Source organism: Mesorhizobium sp. P2_C4 (assembly GCF_056404575.1).
On record NZ_JBFUDT010000002.1, the window covers coordinates 854,932 to 872,167 of the forward strand.

The 17,236-nt window shown below is 61.8% G+C and carries 20 protein-coding genes; 14 read left to right on the forward strand and 6 right to left on the reverse strand.

The genetic code is table 11. The annotated features are described in order from the left end of the window. The first annotated feature begins 48 nt into the window (after nt 1–48). From AC1DX6_RS10465 to AC1DX6_RS10490, 6 genes are read left to right on the forward strand one after another with little or no spacing between them, the layout of a single operon-like run. Entirely contained in the window at nt 49–1,602 is a 1,554-nt protein-coding gene (locus tag AC1DX6_RS10465) for a TadE/TadG family type IV pilus assembly protein (protein ID WP_477312883.1), read from the forward strand. 5 nt (nt 1,603–1,607) lie between these two features. Beyond that, on the forward strand, nt 1,608–2,147 hold the full coding sequence (locus tag AC1DX6_RS10470; RefSeq protein ID WP_477312885.1) for a TadE/TadG family type IV pilus assembly protein: 540 nt from the start codon (nt 1,608–1,610) through the stop codon (nt 2,145–2,147). Nucleotides 2,148–2,149: 2 nt separating this feature from the next. Next, nucleotides 2,150–2,788, forward strand: coding sequence for a TadE/TadG family type IV pilus assembly protein (locus tag AC1DX6_RS10475; RefSeq protein ID WP_477313685.1), 639 nt, complete (start codon nt 2,150–2,152; stop codon nt 2,786–2,788). Beyond that, the gene (locus AC1DX6_RS10480; protein ID WP_477312887.1) at nt 2,785–3,951 is read left to right on the forward strand and encodes a CpaE/TadZ family protein; all 1,167 of its coding nucleotides are present in this window, start codon (nt 2,785–2,787) and stop codon (nt 3,949–3,951) included. Before AC1DX6_RS10475 ends, AC1DX6_RS10480 begins: the two co-directional genes overlap by 4 nt. Beyond that, nucleotides 3,932–4,519, forward strand: coding sequence for a L,D-transpeptidase (locus AC1DX6_RS10485; RefSeq protein WP_477312889.1), 588 nt, complete (start codon nt 3,932–3,934; stop codon nt 4,517–4,519). The genes AC1DX6_RS10480 and AC1DX6_RS10485 overlap by 20 nt, the downstream gene beginning before the upstream one ends. Then, nucleotides 4,516–5,109 carry a hypothetical protein gene (locus AC1DX6_RS10490; protein ID WP_477312891.1) on the forward strand — a complete coding sequence of 198 codons (594 nt, stop codon included), beginning with the start codon at nt 4,516–4,518 and terminating at the stop codon, nt 5,107–5,109. The genes AC1DX6_RS10485 and AC1DX6_RS10490 overlap by 4 nt, the downstream gene beginning before the upstream one ends. Before the next feature lie 168 nt (nt 5,110–5,277). Here the strand turns inward: AC1DX6_RS10490 and AC1DX6_RS10495 are convergent, their stop codons facing one another. Next, the gene (locus AC1DX6_RS10495) at nt 5,278–5,745 is read right to left on the reverse strand and encodes a hypothetical protein (RefSeq protein ID WP_477312893.1); all 468 of its coding nucleotides are present in this window, start codon (nt 5,743–5,745) and stop codon (nt 5,278–5,280) included. Between the two features lie 209 nt (nt 5,746–5,954). Then, entirely contained in the window at nt 5,955–6,257 is a 303-nt protein-coding gene (locus AC1DX6_RS10500) for a hypothetical protein (RefSeq protein ID WP_477312895.1), read from the reverse strand. A gap of 345 nt (nt 6,258–6,602) precedes the next feature. Here AC1DX6_RS10500 and AC1DX6_RS10505 point away from each other — a divergent pair, with 345 nt between their 5' ends. The 3 genes from AC1DX6_RS10505 (at nt 6,603) to AC1DX6_RS10515 (ending at nt 10,362) form a co-directional block, all read left to right on the forward strand. Further along, nucleotides 6,603–8,018: an ATP-binding protein gene (locus AC1DX6_RS10505; RefSeq protein ID WP_477312897.1), complete on the forward strand. Its 1,416-nt coding sequence runs from the start codon at nt 6,603–6,605 to the stop codon at nt 8,016–8,018. 208 nt (nt 8,019–8,226) lie between these two features. Then, nucleotides 8,227–9,249, forward strand: a complete 1,023-nt coding sequence (locus AC1DX6_RS10510) for a glycosyltransferase family 4 protein (RefSeq protein ID WP_477312899.1) — start codon at nt 8,227–8,229, stop codon at nt 9,247–9,249. Between the two features lie 234 nt (nt 9,250–9,483). Further along, nucleotides 9,484–10,362: a hypothetical protein gene (locus AC1DX6_RS10515; RefSeq protein ID WP_477312901.1), complete on the forward strand. Its 879-nt coding sequence runs from the start codon at nt 9,484–9,486 to the stop codon at nt 10,360–10,362. A 37-nt stretch (nt 10,363–10,399) separates the two neighbouring features. Here AC1DX6_RS10515 and AC1DX6_RS10520 read toward each other — a convergent pair whose 3' ends face one another. The 3 genes from AC1DX6_RS10520 to AC1DX6_RS10530 all read right to left on the reverse strand — a co-directional run bounded on the left by AC1DX6_RS10520 (nt 10,400) and on the right by AC1DX6_RS10530 (nt 11,899). Then, on the reverse strand, nt 10,400–10,759 hold the full coding sequence (locus AC1DX6_RS10520) for a tRNA-binding protein (RefSeq protein ID WP_477312903.1): 360 nt from the start codon (nt 10,757–10,759) through the stop codon (nt 10,400–10,402). Nucleotides 10,760–10,772: 13 nt separating this feature from the next. Beyond that, complete coding sequence (locus tag AC1DX6_RS10525; protein ID WP_013893499.1) at nt 10,773–11,273, reverse strand: type III secretion system chaperone family protein; 501 nt, start codon at nt 11,271–11,273, stop codon at nt 10,773–10,775. Nucleotides 11,274–11,596: 323 nt separating this feature from the next. Next, nucleotides 11,597–11,899, reverse strand: a complete 303-nt coding sequence (locus tag AC1DX6_RS10530; protein WP_477272782.1) for an accessory factor UbiK family protein — start codon at nt 11,897–11,899, stop codon at nt 11,597–11,599. 131 nt (nt 11,900–12,030) lie between these two features. Between AC1DX6_RS10530 and lgt the strand changes: the two genes are divergently transcribed. Both lgt and AC1DX6_RS10540 read left to right on the forward strand, forming a co-directional pair. Then, nucleotides 12,031–12,885: a prolipoprotein diacylglyceryl transferase gene (gene lgt, locus AC1DX6_RS10535; RefSeq protein WP_477312905.1), complete on the forward strand. Its 855-nt coding sequence runs from the start codon at nt 12,031–12,033 to the stop codon at nt 12,883–12,885. Next, nucleotides 12,882–13,946, forward strand: a complete 1,065-nt coding sequence (locus tag AC1DX6_RS10540; protein ID WP_477312907.1) for a class I SAM-dependent methyltransferase — start codon at nt 12,882–12,884, stop codon at nt 13,944–13,946. The genes lgt and AC1DX6_RS10540 overlap by 4 nt, the downstream gene beginning before the upstream one ends. A gap of 132 nt (nt 13,947–14,078) precedes the next feature. Here AC1DX6_RS10540 and AC1DX6_RS10545 read toward each other — a convergent pair whose 3' ends face one another. After that, entirely contained in the window at nt 14,079–14,315 is a 237-nt protein-coding gene (locus AC1DX6_RS10545; protein WP_477312909.1) for a hypothetical protein, read from the reverse strand. Between the two features lie 270 nt (nt 14,316–14,585). Here AC1DX6_RS10545 and pgeF point away from each other — a divergent pair, with 270 nt between their 5' ends. The 3 genes from pgeF (at nt 14,586) to AC1DX6_RS10560 (ending at nt 17,197) form a co-directional block, all read left to right on the forward strand. Continuing rightward, a complete protein-coding gene (pgeF, locus tag AC1DX6_RS10550) occupies nt 14,586–15,380 on the forward strand; it encodes a peptidoglycan editing factor PgeF (protein WP_477312911.1) in 795 nt (264 codons plus the stop codon). Further along, nucleotides 15,380–16,531, forward strand: a complete 1,152-nt coding sequence (locus tag AC1DX6_RS10555) for a M24 family metallopeptidase (protein ID WP_477312913.1) — start codon at nt 15,380–15,382, stop codon at nt 16,529–16,531. Before pgeF ends, AC1DX6_RS10555 begins: the two co-directional genes overlap by 1 nt. 66 nt (nt 16,532–16,597) lie before the next feature. After that, a complete protein-coding gene (locus AC1DX6_RS10560; protein ID WP_477312915.1) occupies nt 16,598–17,197 on the forward strand; it encodes a hypothetical protein in 600 nt (199 codons plus the stop codon). Nucleotides 17,198–17,236 lie beyond the last annotated feature (39 nt).

Here is a 17,236-nt window from a genome sequence, read left to right on the forward strand (position 1 = left end):
CCAGGCCAAACGAGGGATCCTGGCGCCAAGGGGGTAAAGAGTAAGGCCATGCTGCGAACCATTCGCGCGTTCTGGCACGATCAGAGGGGAATAGCGCTGATCCTCGTCAGCGTCATGCTGCCGGCGATCATCGGCTTGTCGCTGCTGGCGATCGACATGAGCCGGATGAACAACCTGGACAACGACCTGCAGAAGGGCACCGATGCGCTCGCGCTCGCCGCGGCCGCCGAGTTGAACGGCAGATCTGATGCGTGGACGCGTGCCGATAATGCCCTGACATATCTGGTTGCCAACGAGACCAGGTTTTCCGAGGGAGGGATTGTCGCCCTCTCCACAGGCAACGGAACTGCGACGGTAGACTCGACATACTCCGCCTGCCGGTCGAAAGGACAGATATCGTGGTGCTTCCTGGCAAGCATCCCCGCAAACGACTCCAGCCCGATTACATCGGCCAACTACGCAGCCTCGGCGATCGTGACCCGTTTCATCCAGGTAAAGGCCCAACCGGAAAGCTTCACGTCGATGTTCCCGGTTTCGGTCGCGTCATCGGGAAGTGCAACCGACACGACCTATAATCTGAGCGCCGTCTCGGTGGCCGGTTTCACCTCCGGCGTCTGCAACTTCACGCCCGTTTTCATGTGCAATCCGTACGAGATGGTGAACGGCACCAATTCGGCGGGTGGCGCGACACTCGAACAGGCAGTGTCGGATCCGGCCATCCATCGCCGGCTCATCGAACTTCGGATGGTGGGGAACGGCGCCGCATATGGGCCGGGTAATTTCGGCTTCCTGCAGCCGCCGGACGGTGTCGGCAACGGTGCGCAGGCGCTTGCCCAGACGATTGCCACGTCGACGCCCCAGGGCTGCTATTCAGCACAAGGCGTGAGCACAAAGACCGGCCAGAACAACGGCCCGGTCCAGGACGCGTTCAACGTTCGCTTCGGGATCAACGCCAGCGGCAATGCCTTCAACAGCCCGGAATATGGTCCGGCTGCGAATGTCCGTAAGGGCGCATCAACGGGCGGCAATGGCAACGGAAATGGCAATGGGAACGGAAACGGAAACCAATGCCCTTCCTACAATCAGTTGACGTTCAACGGGACCGGCAACATGGGCCTGCCCCGGGATGCTACCACGCCCTATGTAGGCGGGCGCATGGGCGACGGAGACTGGAACCTGTCCGGTTACTGGAGCACCAATTTCGGCTCCACCAGCTACCCCTCTTCCTGGAACACGACCAAGCCGACCCGATATCAGGTCTATAAATACGAGATCGCAAACGGCCTGGTTGGGACCGCGTCTACAGGCGGCGAGGTGGGAACCCCGCCGAGCTCCTGCCAGCCTCCGGTGACTTCCGTCGATCGTCGCTTGCTCTACGGCGCGCTCCTTAACTGCAACGCGCTTCAGGCTGCCGGCAACAATTTGAGCGGCAACAGCACCAACCTTCCCGTCGAAGCCTTCGCAAGTTTCTTTATGACGGAACCCGTTCCAGGTGCCTCGGCCGGAGGGTCGGTCTTTGTCGAACTCGGCGATATTACAGGCCGCGGCGGGCAAGGAACGCTGGACAATTTCCTGCGCGACGAAGCGCAGCTCTACCGGTGACCGCGATGTTGAGAAGGCTGTCCCGCATCCTGAACCGCTTTCGCTCCGACCAGCACGGCACGGTGCTCGTCGAGATGTGCTTTGTTGCGCCGCTGATGCTGCTTTTGTCTGCAGGCGTATTCGAGTTTGGCAATCTCATTCACGACAAGCTGCTGATGGAGGCCGGCCTTTCCGACGGAGCGCGGTTCGCCGCGCGCTGCAACAGCAAACTCTACACAGACGCGGGGCTTGGCGCGATCGACTGTGCCGATCTCGCCAAGAACATCACCGTGTTCGGCAACGTGGCGGGGACGCCTCCCGCACGTATCAACCAATGGGCGAAGTCCGATGTGACGATCAGCATCGCCGACCCCGCCACTTGCAAAAACGTGGTCGACGGCAGCGGCAACGTGCTCTACCTGTCGACGACCTCGCAGGTCTGTATCGTCACGGCTTCGGGTTCCTACCCCTATGCAAGCCGCGACAGCATCGGATTGCTGTCATTAATCAACATAAGCTCGGTCACGCTCTCCACCAGCCATCAGGAGCGGTTGATCCGATTTTGATGATGCTGAGGCAGTTCGCAAGATCAGAGGACGGAGCAACGATGGTCGAAATGGCCATCGCCATGACGCTGCTGCTGACCCTGACCCTTGGCTTCGTCGACTTCGGCTTTGCATTTTACCAGTGGAATGCCGCAACCAAAGCTGTGCAGATCGGCGCACGGCTTGCGTCGATCTCGGATCCCGTTGCCGGCGCTCTGATCACCGCCGCCCCAATCTCCAGCCCGGGAGCACCGGTGGTTGCCGGCGCATATGGTCCATTTGTGTGCACCTATGACAACGCAGGCGCCGGCTCCTGCACCAATAGCGGCGCTTTCAACGCCGCGGCGTTCAGCCGAATCTTCCGGGGCGACACCACAAACACCAGTGACGATACCTGTCCGGCGCTGGCAGCCAACCAGAGACCCGGCATGTGCCAGTTCTTCCCGGGCCTGCAGCGCAAGAATGTCGTCGTGACCTACACGGCCACCGGCCTTGGCTACCAGACCCGCCTGGGTGGGCCGGTACCGACCATCACCGTAAGCCTTCAGAACATCAATTTCCAATTCTTCTTCCTGGGCGGAGTGCTCGGGTTCGCAGACATCACGGTGCCCTCCATGCTGAGCACGGTAACGGGCGAAGATTTGAAGAGCACATCACCATGAATGCTATCAACACCAAGGTCCTGCCTACCAAGCGAAAGCAGGTGGCGCTGTTCTCGTCGGATGCGAATTTCAAGCGCGATGTGGCGACGCGGCTCGACGCGCTGGCGATCTACGATGTCCGGATTTCCGAGACCGGTGACTTCCTCAAGGGCCCGCCGGCCGACACGCGTCCGGGCATCGTCATCCTCGACCTTGGCCATGGCGAGTTGCTCGGCCAGCCCGGCATCGTCGAGGCGCGCTCCAAATGGGCAACCGTGCCGCTGATCGCGGTCTCCGACGAGTTGACGTCGGAGCAGACGCGGGTGCTGGTGCGCATGAACGCCTCGGACTGGCTGCACAAGCCGCTCGACGGCAAGGAACTGCTCAACGCAGTGACCTTCCACGACACCGGCAACCAGGGAACGAAAAGCCGGATCATCACCTTCATCAGCGCCAGCGGCGGCGCCGGCGCGACGACGCTCGCTCTGTCGGCCGCCGAACACCTGGCGTCGAAATCGACAGAGCGCGCGGCTTCCACCTGCCTGGTCGACCTCGATTTCCAGAGCGCCAATTGCGGCGCCTATCTCAACCAGTTCAACCAGTTCGACCTTGGCGGCATCATCGGCATGCCAGAGAGGCTCGACGTCGAGCTGATGGATGTCATCAAGCTTTCGCGTCCGTCCGGGCTGACGCTCTATTCCTTCGAGAGGCCGCAACTGCCCTTCGAGCCGCAGGGTGCCGATTTCGTGTTTCGGCTGCTGGACCTCGTCGCCTACCGGTTCGATGACATCGTCATCGACCTGCCGAACATCGAGACGGCCTGGCACAATTCCGTGCTGTCGACGAGCGATGAGATCTTCATCGTCTTCGAACTCAACGTCGCCTCGCTACGACAAGGCAAGCGGCTCTACAAGAAGATCCGCGAGTTGCGCGGCAATGCGGTCAGCATCACCCTGGTCGCCAACAAGCACAAGCGCAAATGGTTCGGGAACCACTTTTCGCGCAGCGAGCTCGAAAAGATTTTCAAGGCGCCGCACATCAAGTCGGTTGCGCTGGACAATGCGCTTCTGGCCGATGCCTTGAACCGTGCTATCCTGCCTGCCGAGGTGGATGGGCGTGCGCGCTTCAACAAGGACCTGAAGCGGATGTTCAAAGAGCGGCTCGATGACGCTGCCAAAGCATAGGATCGTCCGAGGATTGGCCGGCGCCTGCGTCATGGGCGTGGCGCTGGTGATGTCCGTCCAGGACTTCGCCTACGCGCGATCGGCACTTTCGGATCGGCCGCCGCTACCGGCAATGGGTCCCAGCCTGCGCAAAACTGTCGCCTTCGATACCACGGAACAACCCGGAACCATCGTTATCCGCAAGGGCGAGAAAGCACTTTATCTGGTGACCCGCCAAGGCCAGGCGCTTCGCTATCAGATCAGCGTCGGACGCGAAGGATTCGGCTGGACCGGGATCGTCAAGGTGGGGGCGAAGACCGAGTGGCCGGAATGGCGCCCGCCTCGGGAAATGCGCGCCCGCCAGCCGGAGCTGCCGGAAATGGTGCCTGCCGGTCCCTACAATCCACTCGGCGCCAGAGCGCTCTATCTGCTTCGGGACGGGCGTGACACGCTCTACCGCATCCATGGCACCAACGATCCCAAAGGTGTCGGCTTCGACGGAACATCGGGGTGTTTTCGCCTTACCAACACCGATGTGATCGATCTCTTCAAGCGCGTCGCGATCGGCGCAAAGGTGGTGGTCCAATGACGATGATCAGCGAACCGGACATGCCGGCAATCGAGGTTGGGGCGGCAACCCCCATTGGAGAGCAGGCAGTCGTTGGGAAACCGAGCGACAGAAGCATTCTTGGCGCTGTCGTCATCGGCACGTCCCTGATCACCTTGGTGAATATAGTAGCCGCGGTTTATCTCTACCGCGGCATCAGCGATATGCGCTTTTTGGAAGGGCGCCTGGAACAACTAGGCACGTTCGAACAACGAATTGGCGGCCGGCTGGATACGGTCAACAACGGTTTTCAGAGCCGGTTTGAAAAACTGGACAGTCAACTGCAGAGCAGCTTTGGTGAAATCAACAGGAGCATAGCCCGGCTGGAACAGAACCAGCCTCTTGCCCGTGACGAAATCATGTCGAGCGCAGCGGAACCTTCAATGGTCGCGACCAGCAGCATGGCGGAGGCGCCTGCTGTTCTCGATGGTGAAGACGCGACCGAGCCCAGCGTTGTCGATGCGCCGCGTCCGCCGAGAAAGAGGATCGCAGCTGCGGCGCCTGCCCCAAGCCCCGACTACCAGCGCATACAGCAGGCCGACGGCAAGGTTTACTACCGAAAGATCAACTAGCGCCGGAAAACTTGGGGCTGTCCCAGAGCATGATCCCGAACCGAAGGTCCGCGTCAGCGAAAACTGGGAACCGGTTTTCTCAGACAAAACGGGAACCGTTTTGTCCGGAGATCATGCTTAAACAAAGAGATAGAGCCCCGTTCCGATTCCATCGGGATGGAACAGGCTCTAGAGATCTCGCTGCAGAGCAACAAGTCTCGCGGCCAGCGCTTCGGAACGCTGTCGGGTTTCGCTGAGGAAGGCGACATGGCAGTAGGCGCATGCCGCAGTGCCTAGCATCAACACCAGGCTGTTCTTCAGGGTGAAATCGACCATCAGCGAGAATTCCAGGCCGCTGGGCGCCGTGAAGGCTGCAATCGTGCTCGCTGTTTCGGAATGGCTTGTGACGGCGATCATCACCCCGGCGAAAAGCAGGGCGACGTGATTGGCAAGGAAGAAGGCAGCCGACCTTCTTGTGCGGCACGCCATCCAGCAAACGATCGATGCGGCGGCCAGCATCGAGGCATCAAGCACCATCGACGACCCGAGATAGACATCGACCTGTTGCCAGAACATCGTCGACAGGGGCCTTAGTTCAAGCCAAATCCGCCACATTGTCGGGCTGGCCGGATAGGCTCCCAGCAAGAAAGTCGCCATGCGCTCCCCTGCCAGAATCAGCAGGATCAGAGCAGGGAAGGCAAAGAGCATTATCGACTTGCGCTTCATGTCACCCTCGACAATCTGGCATTCAAGATAGATTGCAGAGGTTGCGCGAGGCTTAACGGAGCGTTTGTGGTCCTGCGGCGGTGCAGCCAGCTGCTGATGGCAGCCTGCAAATCAAGAGCCATGCGTCGATAGCGCACCCACTAGTTGTTTAGGCTGAGCACAAGCGTCACCACCTTCGGCTCGGCTCGCTGCAGACATCGTTGCGGAATATTGGGCCACGTCGCCTTGGCGCATCCGTCGTTTTCGTCTGGCGCCGGCGCAAGCGAGAGCTCTGAGTTACGGGCTTCGTCGGCGGTCGATAGGAATACCTGTGTAGCCAGGGCAGTCGCCATGGATACCTGGACGAGGATAAGGGCGAAAGCAAATCGTCTGATCATTTGCTCGCAACGCTCAATCTGCGAAGTGGTTCCAACATGGCGACGCGCCGGTGTCAACTCGATCACGATTCTTGCGCTTCTGTGCCCTGTTGGTCATCGGCCGCCCTAAAGGTGCGGGCCTTCGTCAATCCTCCAGCGCCCGACAGCGGACATCTTGGAGGGGCTAATCAGCCCTGTTGAGTTTGGGAAAAGGACTTATATGCGCGTTGATACCCCTCCAATCAGGTCGGCTGCGGTCCGAAGGCTGGTTTGACAATTTGGGAACAAAGCCTTTGTTATCAATGACCGGCAATCGAGCGTTTGACAGCCTAAGCACTGTAACGGCCATAGCTGTTCCAGAACGGCTCAGCGTGGAATAGAATGCCGACCCCGGCCCTTTGCTGAAAGGCCGCAGACGAGCGAAAAGGGCGAATGGCGACCACGGAACTGCGACGGCCGGGAAATGGCGGCTTGAGCGATCGCTTGATGCGGACGCTGAAGGCGATGCCGCGTGCCTGGAACCGCTTCTGGCGCCTGGTAGCGCTTTATATGCCCAAGCGGCTCTATGCCCGCTCCCTGATCATCGTCATCGCGCCGATGATCCTGCTGCAATCGGTCGTCGCCTTCGTCTTCATGGAACGCCACTGGCAGACCGTGACGCAGCGCCTGTCGCAGGCCACCGTGCGCGACATCGCCGCGATCATCGACCTGATCGAGACCTATCCGCACGATGCCGACTACGCCAATGTCATCCGCATTGCCCAGGATCGCATGCAGCTGAAGGTCGACCTGCTGCCGCCCGATCCGCTGCCGGCGCCCGGTCCAAAGCCGTTTTTCTCGATTCTCGACGATGTTCTCTCAACCGAGATCACGCGCCAGATCAACCGCCCGTTCTGGATCGACACGGTCGGCAATTCCAACATCGTCGAGGTTCGCGTCCAGCTCGAGGGCAAGGTGCTGCGCGTCTTCGTGCGCCGCAGCCAGGCCTATGCCTCGAACACCCATATCTTCCTGATCTGGATGGTCGGCACCTCGCTGGTGCTGCTGATGATCGCCATCCCCTTCCTGCGCAACCAGATCCGGCCGATCCTGACGCTGGCCGAGGCCGCCGAGAGTTTTGGCAAGGGCCGGCCAATGCCGCGCGATTTCCGCCCGCGCGGAGCCGAGGAGGTTCGCCGCGCCGGCTTTGCCTTCATCCAGATGCGCGAGCGCATCGAACGCCAGCTCGAGCAGCGCACCGCCATGCTGACCGGCGTCAGCCATGATCTGAGAACCATCCTGACCCGCTTCAAATTGCAGCTGGCGCTGACCGGCGGCAAAGCCGAGACCAAGGCGGCGCTCGATCAGGACATCGACGACATGCAGTCGATGCTGGAGGGCTACCTCGCCTTTGCGCGCGGCGAGGCATCGGAAGACGCCGGCCATTTCGATCTCGAGGCCTATTTCCAGAAGCTCGGCGAGGAGGCGACGCTGCACAAGCGCAAGCTGTCGACCGTGCTTGCCGGCGACCCGGATGTGCATGTGCGGCCCCACGCTTTCGCCCGGCTGCTGTCCAACGTCGTCGGCAACGCCTTCCGCTATGCCAAGACCGTCGAGATCACCGCCAACCACGGCCGCGGCTCACTTCTCGTCACCATCGATGACGACGGTCCGGGCATTCCCGCCGACAAACGCGAACACGTGTTCAAGCCTTTCGTGCGGCTTGACGAAGCCCGCAACCTCGACGCCAGCGGCACCGGGCTTGGCCTGTCCATCGCCCGTGACATCGCCCGCAGCCATGGCGGCGACATCACGCTGGACGACAGCCCGCTCGGCGGTTTGCGGGCGGTGATCAAGGTCCCGGCCTAGCTGCGCCTGGAACGAGGCTTCATCCGCCCGTCATGAAACCATGGTGAAGAGCGCGCATGAAGCGCGCGACATCTCTTGATTCGGCCTTGCCGCCTCACTTTGACTCCATGCCCGCCCGGGTGCGCTGGAGCGAAGCGAGGGCAGCCGGCTGGTCGCCGTTCCGGCATCGTTTCAAGGCAACCGTCGACCTTTCACGCAAAGGGCCGCCATGCGCATATTGATGGTCACCGACGCCTGGCGCCCGCAAGTCAACGGCGTGGTCCACACGCTGGAACGGCTCACCGAAACGCTGAAATCCTTCGACGTCTCGGTGGATTTCCTGACACCGAACATCTTTCGCACGCTGCCTTTGCCGACCTATCCGGATATAAGGCTGGCGCTGACGACGCCGGGCAATGTTTCGCGCCTGATCGAGGCGCGCAAGGCTGACCATATCCACATCGTCACCGAGGGACCACTCGGCATCATGGCGCGGCGCTACTGCCGCCACGCCGGCCGGCCGTTCACGACCAGCTACCACACGCGCTTTCCAGAATATCTCAGCGCACGCCTGCCGGTCCCCGAAAGCTGGGCCTATCGCTGGCTGCGCGACTTCCACAATTCCGGACAGGGCACGCTGGTCGCCACCCAGTCGCTGGCCGACGATCTTGCGGCGCGCGGCTTCACCAAGCTCAGGCCATGGACGCGCGGCGTCGACACCGATCATTTTCGGCCGGAGAAGAGGAAAGACCTTGGATTTCCCGGCCCGATCTTCCTCTGCGTCGGCCGCGTCGCCATCGAGAAGAACCTGACCGCCTTCCTCGACCTCGACCTGCCGGGCAGCAAGGTGATCGTCGGCGAAGGCCCAGAACTGGCAAAACTCAAGGCCAGATATCCGCAAGCGCATTTCCTCGGCCACCGTCCCAATGACGAACTGGCGGAAATCTACGCCTCGGCCGATGTCTTCGTCTTTCCCAGCCGCACCGACACGTTCGGCAATGTCATCATCGAGGCGCTGGCCAGCGGCACGCCGGTCGCCGCCTATCCGGTGACCGGGCCGATCGACATCGTCGGCGACGGCATTGGCGGCGCGGTGTCCAATGATCTGCGCGAGGCTGCCCTTGCCGCGCTCAATGTCGACCGCGCCCAGGCGCGCCAGCGCGCGTTGCGCTACAGCTGGAAAGCTTGCGCGGAGATGTTTCTCGACACGGTCGAGGAAGCACTGGGGATGCCGCGGAAGCTTGCAGCCTGATAAATTTCGCGGCTAGGATGTATTGAGATTCAGCTCAGCCGAGCCTCGAATGGTGGCCCCAATAACCGGAACGGAGCATACTTTCGGGTATGTAAGCGCGGAAGCACAGATCCTTGCGAGAGCTTGTGCGACGGTTTTTTGCAGTGCATTATTCCGCATCTGTAGTTCCCTTCGGGATTGACGCCGATTTCAACGCTGGACGAATTGCCTGCCGTATCGCGGAAGCGTCGCGTCTTGCGCATCAGCAAGACCGTTGCGAGGGTGTTCGACTATTGCCGTGCGAATGCCTGGCCACTCTTCGTGGCCGCCTGGTTTCCCTGCTTTCTAACGACGCTCTGCCTGACGGTACTTGCTCTTGTTCTTTTTGCCGATCCGGGGCAGGCGCCCACCTGGCTTCTGTCGCGAGGCTTTGATCCCAGGACTTGGCTTTCCGCGATCGTTGCCGCGCCGTTCTCGGCAATGGTCTTTGCGTTCGTTCTGGACCGCATGGCAAACGCGCCCGAGCACGGCCTTGTCGTTGTTCGGCGCGGCATTGAAAGCGTCAAACGCTTCTCTATCCCCGGCCTGCGCTTTGAGTTCGGCCGGCGGATTCTTCTCGCTGCGTTGCTTCTCGCGGCCATCCAGCTCCTTTGCGGCTTTGCGGTCGACGGCGAGCACAGGCTGCTCGTTGCCGGACTGCTGGCCACACGTGACCTACCGCTCAACCCCGAGGACGTCGCGCCTTGGGCGTCGGCGATGGGAGTCTTCAACGTGTTCGCGGGTGGTTTCGTACTTGTCTGGACATATCTCTTTGTCGGCGATTTTCTCTGGACCGGATCGTTTGATCCAAGCGGGTGCTGGCGTGCGCTCAACGGCAATCGTCTGCGCTTCGTCGCCATAATGTTCATCGTTCTCGCAATAGTCGCCATACTCAAATACGGGCTGCTCCTGGCCGCAGCCTTGATCCTAATTCCCGCGGATGGCGCGTCGCCCTTGAACCTTATGCTGATGCATTTCGGTCTCGCCTGGCCGTTCGACCTCCTGCATCTCGTGCTCTCAGCCGCCACGGTCGGAACCATTCTCGGCGCGTTTCGGCCCCCAGCTATCGCTTCAATCCGGTCGGCTGCGGCGTGATGGCGCCTGACGCGGCTTCCCGGCGGCAGCCTGCTCGCTAAAACAGCCGCCCGCCGTCCGGCACCTTGCGCTCTATCGCGCCAAGCACCACGGCGCCCTCCTCGTCGGGAAAGCCGAGCGTCAGCACTTCCGACATGAACGGTCCAATCTGGCGCGGCGGGAAATTGACCACCGCAAACACCTGCCGGCCGATCAGCGTTTCCGGCGCATAGTACTTCGTGATCTGCGCCGAGGATTTCTTCACCCCGATGTCGGGGCCGAAATCGATCTTCAGCTTGAATGCCGGCTTGCGCGCCTCGGGGAACGGCTCGGCCTCGACGATCGTGCCGGCGCGAATGTCGACACGGTCGAAATCGGCAAAGCTGATCTCGGGCTTGCGCGCGCTGCTCGAACTCATCGCTGATTCTGGCTCAGGCGTTCCCGTAGGTCTCGAACAGCACGCCGGCGAGTGCGTCCTTGGCCGAGGTTCCCGACCAGACGACGAACTGGAACGCCTGGAAGTAGCATTCGCAGGCTTCCAGCGCCGACGACAAAAGCACTTCGACCTGCTGGCTCGACGGCTCGACTCCGCCGGCCAGCAGCAGCGACTGGCGGAACATGATCGCGCCTTCCTGCTCCCAGAGGTCGAAATGGCCGAACAACATCTGCTCGTTGATCAGCGACAACAGCCGCATCACCTCGAGAGCGCGTGTTTCCGGCACCTTGATGTCAAAAGCGCAGGCCAGATGCAGCGCTTCGAAATCCTCCATCCAGGAGAATGAGACATGGTAGTCGGTCCAGCTTCCGGCAACCGAAATCGAAATCTCGTCATCGCCGGCCCGCTCGAAGGACCAGTCGTTGTTGTGCGCCACCTGCTCGATGACATCCACCGGATGGATTTCGCGGGAGAATTCGAGTTCGAGAAGTTCCATGGAATGCTTCCTGTCGTTCTGGGAGCGCCACCACACGCTCCGCGGGAGAGGCACACACAACGAACAATCGTGTCTAGAACTCGGACGGCCGGAACTTCATCAACGCAAAGACCCCAGACCGGACCCCACCGCCCGGCGCATGACCCTGCTCCGAATCATGCAACAAATTCAGTCTATTGATCAGGAGTCGCCTGAACAGCCCAATTTTTCGCACTGCGTCATTCGCATGTGGAAAGGCGCTGTCACAAAGATTCATGCAATGCCGGTAAGCGATTCACGGCAAAGCGCTTTTTCGGATTGTGCTTTGTGGAAAAGTTTAACGATTATTTTTTTGGTTTCGGCTTGGCCGCCGCCGCCGGTGCGGCCTGCCCGGTCAATTCAGCAAGCTTCGCCTCGAGCGCTTCGATGCGGGCAGCCAGGCGCGTGTTTTCCTCGCGCGCCTTGGCAGCCATGTCGCGGGCGGCCTCGAACTCCTCGCGCTGCACCACGTCCATAGTGTTGAGAATGCGCTCGGCCTGCCCCTTGAAGGCTGTCTCCACCTCGCGCCGCACCCCTTGCGCAGCACCGGCGGCGTCGGTCATCAGCTTGGCGAATTCATCGAGAATGCGGTTCGGTCCGGTCGACATGGCAAATCCTCGCTTGCTCGAATTGACGTAGTGGCGCGCGGCGCGGAATGCAAGCATAGGCTTGCCTTGACCCTGCCAAAACCCTACCGCATGGTCCGCGCCCAAACGCGATCGCAATCGAGAGTTCCCCGTTGAACGAATATTTTATGCTGCCGCTGGCCTCCCTGCCCTTCCCCAACATCAACCCGATCCTCATCCAGATCGGGCCACTGGCGGTACACTGGTATGGTATCGGCTACATCGTCGGCATTCTGTTTGCCTGGTGGTATGCCAAGCGGCTCGTCACCAACTCGAAGCTGTGGCCCGATGGCGTCGTGCCTATGAAGCCGGTGGACCTCGACGACTTCATCGTCTGGGCGGCCATTGGCGTCGTGCTTGGCGGCCGCGTCGGCTACGTGTTGTTTTACGACCTGTCGCGCTACATCGCCCACCCGCTCGACATCGTTGCCGTCTGGCAGGGCGGCATGTCGTTCCACGGCGGGCTGCTCGGCGTCATCATCGCCATGACGCTGTTTTCGATCAAACGCGGCATCCGCACGTGGACACTGTTTGACGTCGTGGCGGCCGGCGTGCCGGTTGGGCTGGGCCTTGTCCGCCTGGCGAATTTCATCAACTCCGAACTCTGGGGCCGTGTGACCGACGTGCCGTGGGCCGTCGAATTCCCCAATGGCGGACCGTTTCCGCGCCATCCGAGCCAGATCTACGAGGCGCTGCTCGAGGGATTGGTGCTGTTTCTCGTCTTGCGCATCCTCACCCATTCCAGGCTCAAGCTGAAGACGCCGCGCTTCGTCGGCGGCGCCTTCATCTGCGGCTATGGCCTGTCGCGCATCATCGTCGAATTCTTCCGCCAGCCCGACCAGCAGCTCGGCTATCTCCTCGGCACCGACTGGCTGACCATGGGCATGATCCTCTCGCTGCCGATGGTGCTTGTCGGCATCTGGGCGATGGCGACGGCCAGGCAGGTGCCACAGCCGCAGCCGGCATGACACGGCTCAAAGCCCGCATCATCGACCTGATCGGCGCGGTAGGGCCTATCCCCGTCAACGAGTACATGGCGCTCTGCCTGTTCGATCCCGAGGACGGCTACTATACGACGCGCGAGCCTTTCGGCGCCGCCGGCGATTTTGTCACCGCACCCGAGATCAGCCAGATGTTTGGCGAACTGATTGCCATCTGGCTCTACCAGGCCTGGCAGGCGATCGGCCGGCCGGCGCCGGTCACCATCGCCGAGATCGGCCCCGGCCGCGGCACGCTGATGAAGGACATGCTGCGCACGCTGTCACGGCTCGATCCGGCGCTGACCACCGGCGCATCCTTCGCCATGATCGAGACCAGTCCGAGATTGTCCGAAATCCAGAAGCAGACGCTTGCCGGGACAGCGGCCAGCATCGGCTGGCACGAAGCCATCGAAACGCTGCCACAGACGCCGCTGCTCATCGTCGGCAATGAATTGTTCGACGCGGTCCCCATCCGCCAGTTCATCCGTGCCGGCGCCGACTGGCGCGAACGGATGATCGGCCTCGACGACGCCGATGATTTGCGTTTCTTCGCCGGCGTCGGTTCAATCGACCCAACACTGTTGCCGGACGACGCAGGGAATGCACCTCAAGGCGCGATCGTCGAGGTGGCACCGGCCCGCGCCGCGCTGATGGCGGCCATCGCCGAACGATTGGCCAAGCATGGCGGCGCTGGCCTGCTCATCGATTATGGCCACCTCAAGCCCGGCGTCGGCGACACATTGCAGGCCTTGCGCAAGCACGATCACGAAGACGTTCTGGCCAATCCGGGCGAAGCCGACCTCACCGCCCATGTCGATTTCGCCGCCTTGGCCAGGATTGTCCGGGCGCACGGCCTCGATGCACAGCTCGCCACACAGGGCGAATTCCTGCTTGGCATGGGCCTGCTCGAGCGAGCCGGGCTGCTCGGCGCGCAGGCGAATGAACAGTCGCGGCAGACCATTGCCGACGCCGTCGAGCGCCTGGCCGGCCCCGATGCCATGGGCGAGCTTTTCAAAGTGCTGAAAATCCAGCCGAAGGCAGCCGGCTAGAGCATGATCCCGAAAAAGTGGAATCCGGTTTTCGGAAAAGACCATGCTCAAACAAAGGGATAGAGCCCCATCCCGATTCCATCGGGATGGAATAGGCTCTAGGCCTCGCATCAATCAGCCGATCATCCGGCCTCAGAGGTCGTTGACGAGCCGTCCCGCCACGCCGCCGAGATAGGTGTCCCAGAGATAGTCCGACATCAGCCGGCGGTGGCGCTGCGTGCTGATCAGGTTCCCGTATGAGGCGCCGCCAATATGGAAGAAGCTGTCGCCGAGTATGCGGTGGTCGACGTCCACGCCGCCGAGACTCAGGCCGACCGTCGTCTTTCCAACGTCGGCGATATTGCTCTCATCCAGCCTGCCACGCAGCATTGGCCAATTGCCGCCGCCTTCGCTTTGCGCACCTGACGGTTCTGATGAATCCGCGGATCAGGCTCTTGAGTGGTTTCCAGGCCATTGACACTTTCGCCGGAACCCAAACCGTCTGGTCCGTCGATCACTGGCTATAGTCGAAGGCCGGCTTTTCGCCAAGCCGGCGAGGCCGCCGGACACGGCGTCTGGCTGCCTTTGTCCAGGCTCTTGTCCGGCACGCGCCTTGAACTTCGCCTTGACGAAATCGCCGCCGCGGACAACAACCCGTCCATGCTGAATCAGACCAAGCCGGATCCCGTTCGGTCGCCCTTGCTGGAGAATGCGCGCGCGCAAGGCATCCGTCACGGCTATTTCACCCGTGTTGGCGGCGTCTCCAGCGGCATCTATCAGGGCCTTAACATCGGCACCGGCTCGAATGACGACCAGACGCTGGTCGCCGAGAACCGCCGCCGTGTCGCCGACTGGATGGGCGTCCCGGCAAACCATTTGCTGACCGCGCACCAGATCCATTCACCGGATGTCGTCATTGCCCGCGAGCCCTTTGCCGGCGAGCGACCCAAGGCCGACGCCGTCGTCACCGACCGGCCCGGTATCGCCGTCGGCGCCTCGACAGCCGATTGCGGGCCAATCCTGTTCGCGGATGCCGAAGCGCGCATCATCGGCGCGGCGCATGCCGGCTGGAAGGGCGCTTTGTCAGGTGTGCTTGAAAACACCATTGCCGCGATGGAAGGCCTCGGCGCCCGCCGCGAGCGCATCGTCGCCGTGCTCGGCCCTTCCATCGGCCCCGAGAACTACGAGGTCGGACCGGAATTCGTCGCTCGCTTTGTCGAGGCGGATGCAGCAAACATCAGCTATTTCACACCCTCGGCAACTCCCGGCCATGCGATGTTCGACCTCAACCTCTATACGGTCGACCGGCTTAGCAGGGCCGGCGTAACCGCAGAGGGCCTCGGCCGCTGCACTTACGCCGAGGAAGACCTTTTTTACTCCTACCGGCGCACCACGCACCGGAAGGAAGCGGACTATGGGCGACAGGTTTCGGCAATCGTTTTGGAGAAAGAGTGATGGCGCTGCATTTCGAACGGCCGGAATTTGACGCGCGGCGCGATCGGCTGATGATCGAACTCGCCGAGAAGAAGCTCGATGCCGTGCTGCTGTTTGCACAGGAAAGCATGTACTGGCTGACCGGCTACGACACGTTCGGCTTCTGCTTCTTCCAGTGCCTCGTGGTAAAGGCCGATGGGTCGATGGTTCTGCTCACCCGCTCGGCCGATCTGCGCCAGGCGCGCCACACCTCGATCATCGACAACATCGTGCTGTGGACCGACCGCGACGGTGCCAATCCGGCGGTCGACCTGCGCAACCTGCTCAATGAACTCGGCCTGCTCGGCGCCCGCATCGGCGTCGAATACGACACGCACGGCCTGACTGCCTATAATGGCCGTCGCCTCGACGAACAGTTGCAGACCTTTGGCCAGATCGCCGACGCTTCCGGCATTGTCGGCCGGCTGCGGCTGTTCAAGAGCCCGGCCGAAATCGCCAAGGCGGAGAAGGCTGCAAATCTCTCCGACGATGCGCTGGATGCGGCCCTGCCGCTGATCAAGCAGGGCGGCGACGAAGCCTTGATCCTGGCCGCCATGCAGGGCGCGATCTTTGCCGGCGGCGGCGACTATCCGGCCAACGAATTCATCATCGGCTCCGGGATCGACGCGCTTTTGTGCCGCTACAAGGCCGGCCGCCGCAAGCTCACCAAGAACGACCAGCTGACGCTCGAATGGGCCGGTGTCTTCCACCACTATCACGCGCCGATGATGCGCACCGTGCTGACCGGCAAGGTGTCGAAGCGCCACCAGGAACTGTTCGACGCCGCGCGCGCCGCCCTTCTCGCAGTGGAAAAGGCGATGACGCCGGGCAACACCTTCGGCGACGTCTTCGACGCCCATGCCCGCACGCTCGAAGCGCACAATCTGACCAAGCACCGGCTGAACGCTTGCGGCTATTCGGTCGGCGCCCGCTTCACCCCGTCCTGGATGGACATGCCGATGTTCTACCAGGGTAATCCCGAGCCGATCGCGCCAAATATGACGCTGTTTGCCCACATGATCATCATGGACTCCGAAACCGAGACGGCGATGACCCTTGGCCGCACCTATCTGACAACCGAATCGCAGCCGAAGCCGCTTTCACGCCATGATCTCGACTTGATCGTACAGTGAATCCATAATGGCAGGAATGCGGAGGGCGTTCATCAGGGCGTTCAGCGCCAAGGAGTTTTCAGGCAAATGAGACGATCGCATGTGACGACCGTGTCATTGCTCGCCGCACTGGCGCTGGCTGCTTGCACCAATGCCAAGGACGTCCTCGAGCCTTCGGCCATCGCCCCGCCAACGACCTTGACACAGACGGTGCCGACGGCACCGGGCAGTGCTGCAGCCGCCACTCCGGCGCCTTCGTCGCCCGCCACTGCTGCTCCTAGCCCAACCACCCCGGCCCAGACTGCAGCCATCCTGTCGAAGACGCGGCTGCAGGTGGCGCCGATTGTCGGCGCCTCGGTGGAAGCCGCAACGCCGCTGACGGCCGAGCTTCAGACGCGCGCCAGGCAACGCGGCATCACACTCGCCGGCAGCGCCGACCAGACTGCCACGCATGTGCTTAAGGGCTATTTCTCGACGATGACGGAAGGCACGGACACCACCGTCATCTATGTCTGGGATGTCTATGACCCTGCAGGCAACCGGCTGCACCGCATCAACGGCCAGCAGAAAGCACCCTCGGTCAATGGCGGCGAAGGCTGGGCGGCGGTCGCGCCCGCAACCATGCAGGCGATCGCCGACCAGACGATCGACCAGTTCGCCGCATGGCTTGGTGGCGCCGCCGGCTGATCGGCGTGTTGCCCGCTTTCGTCAGTGTTGACGTTTTTG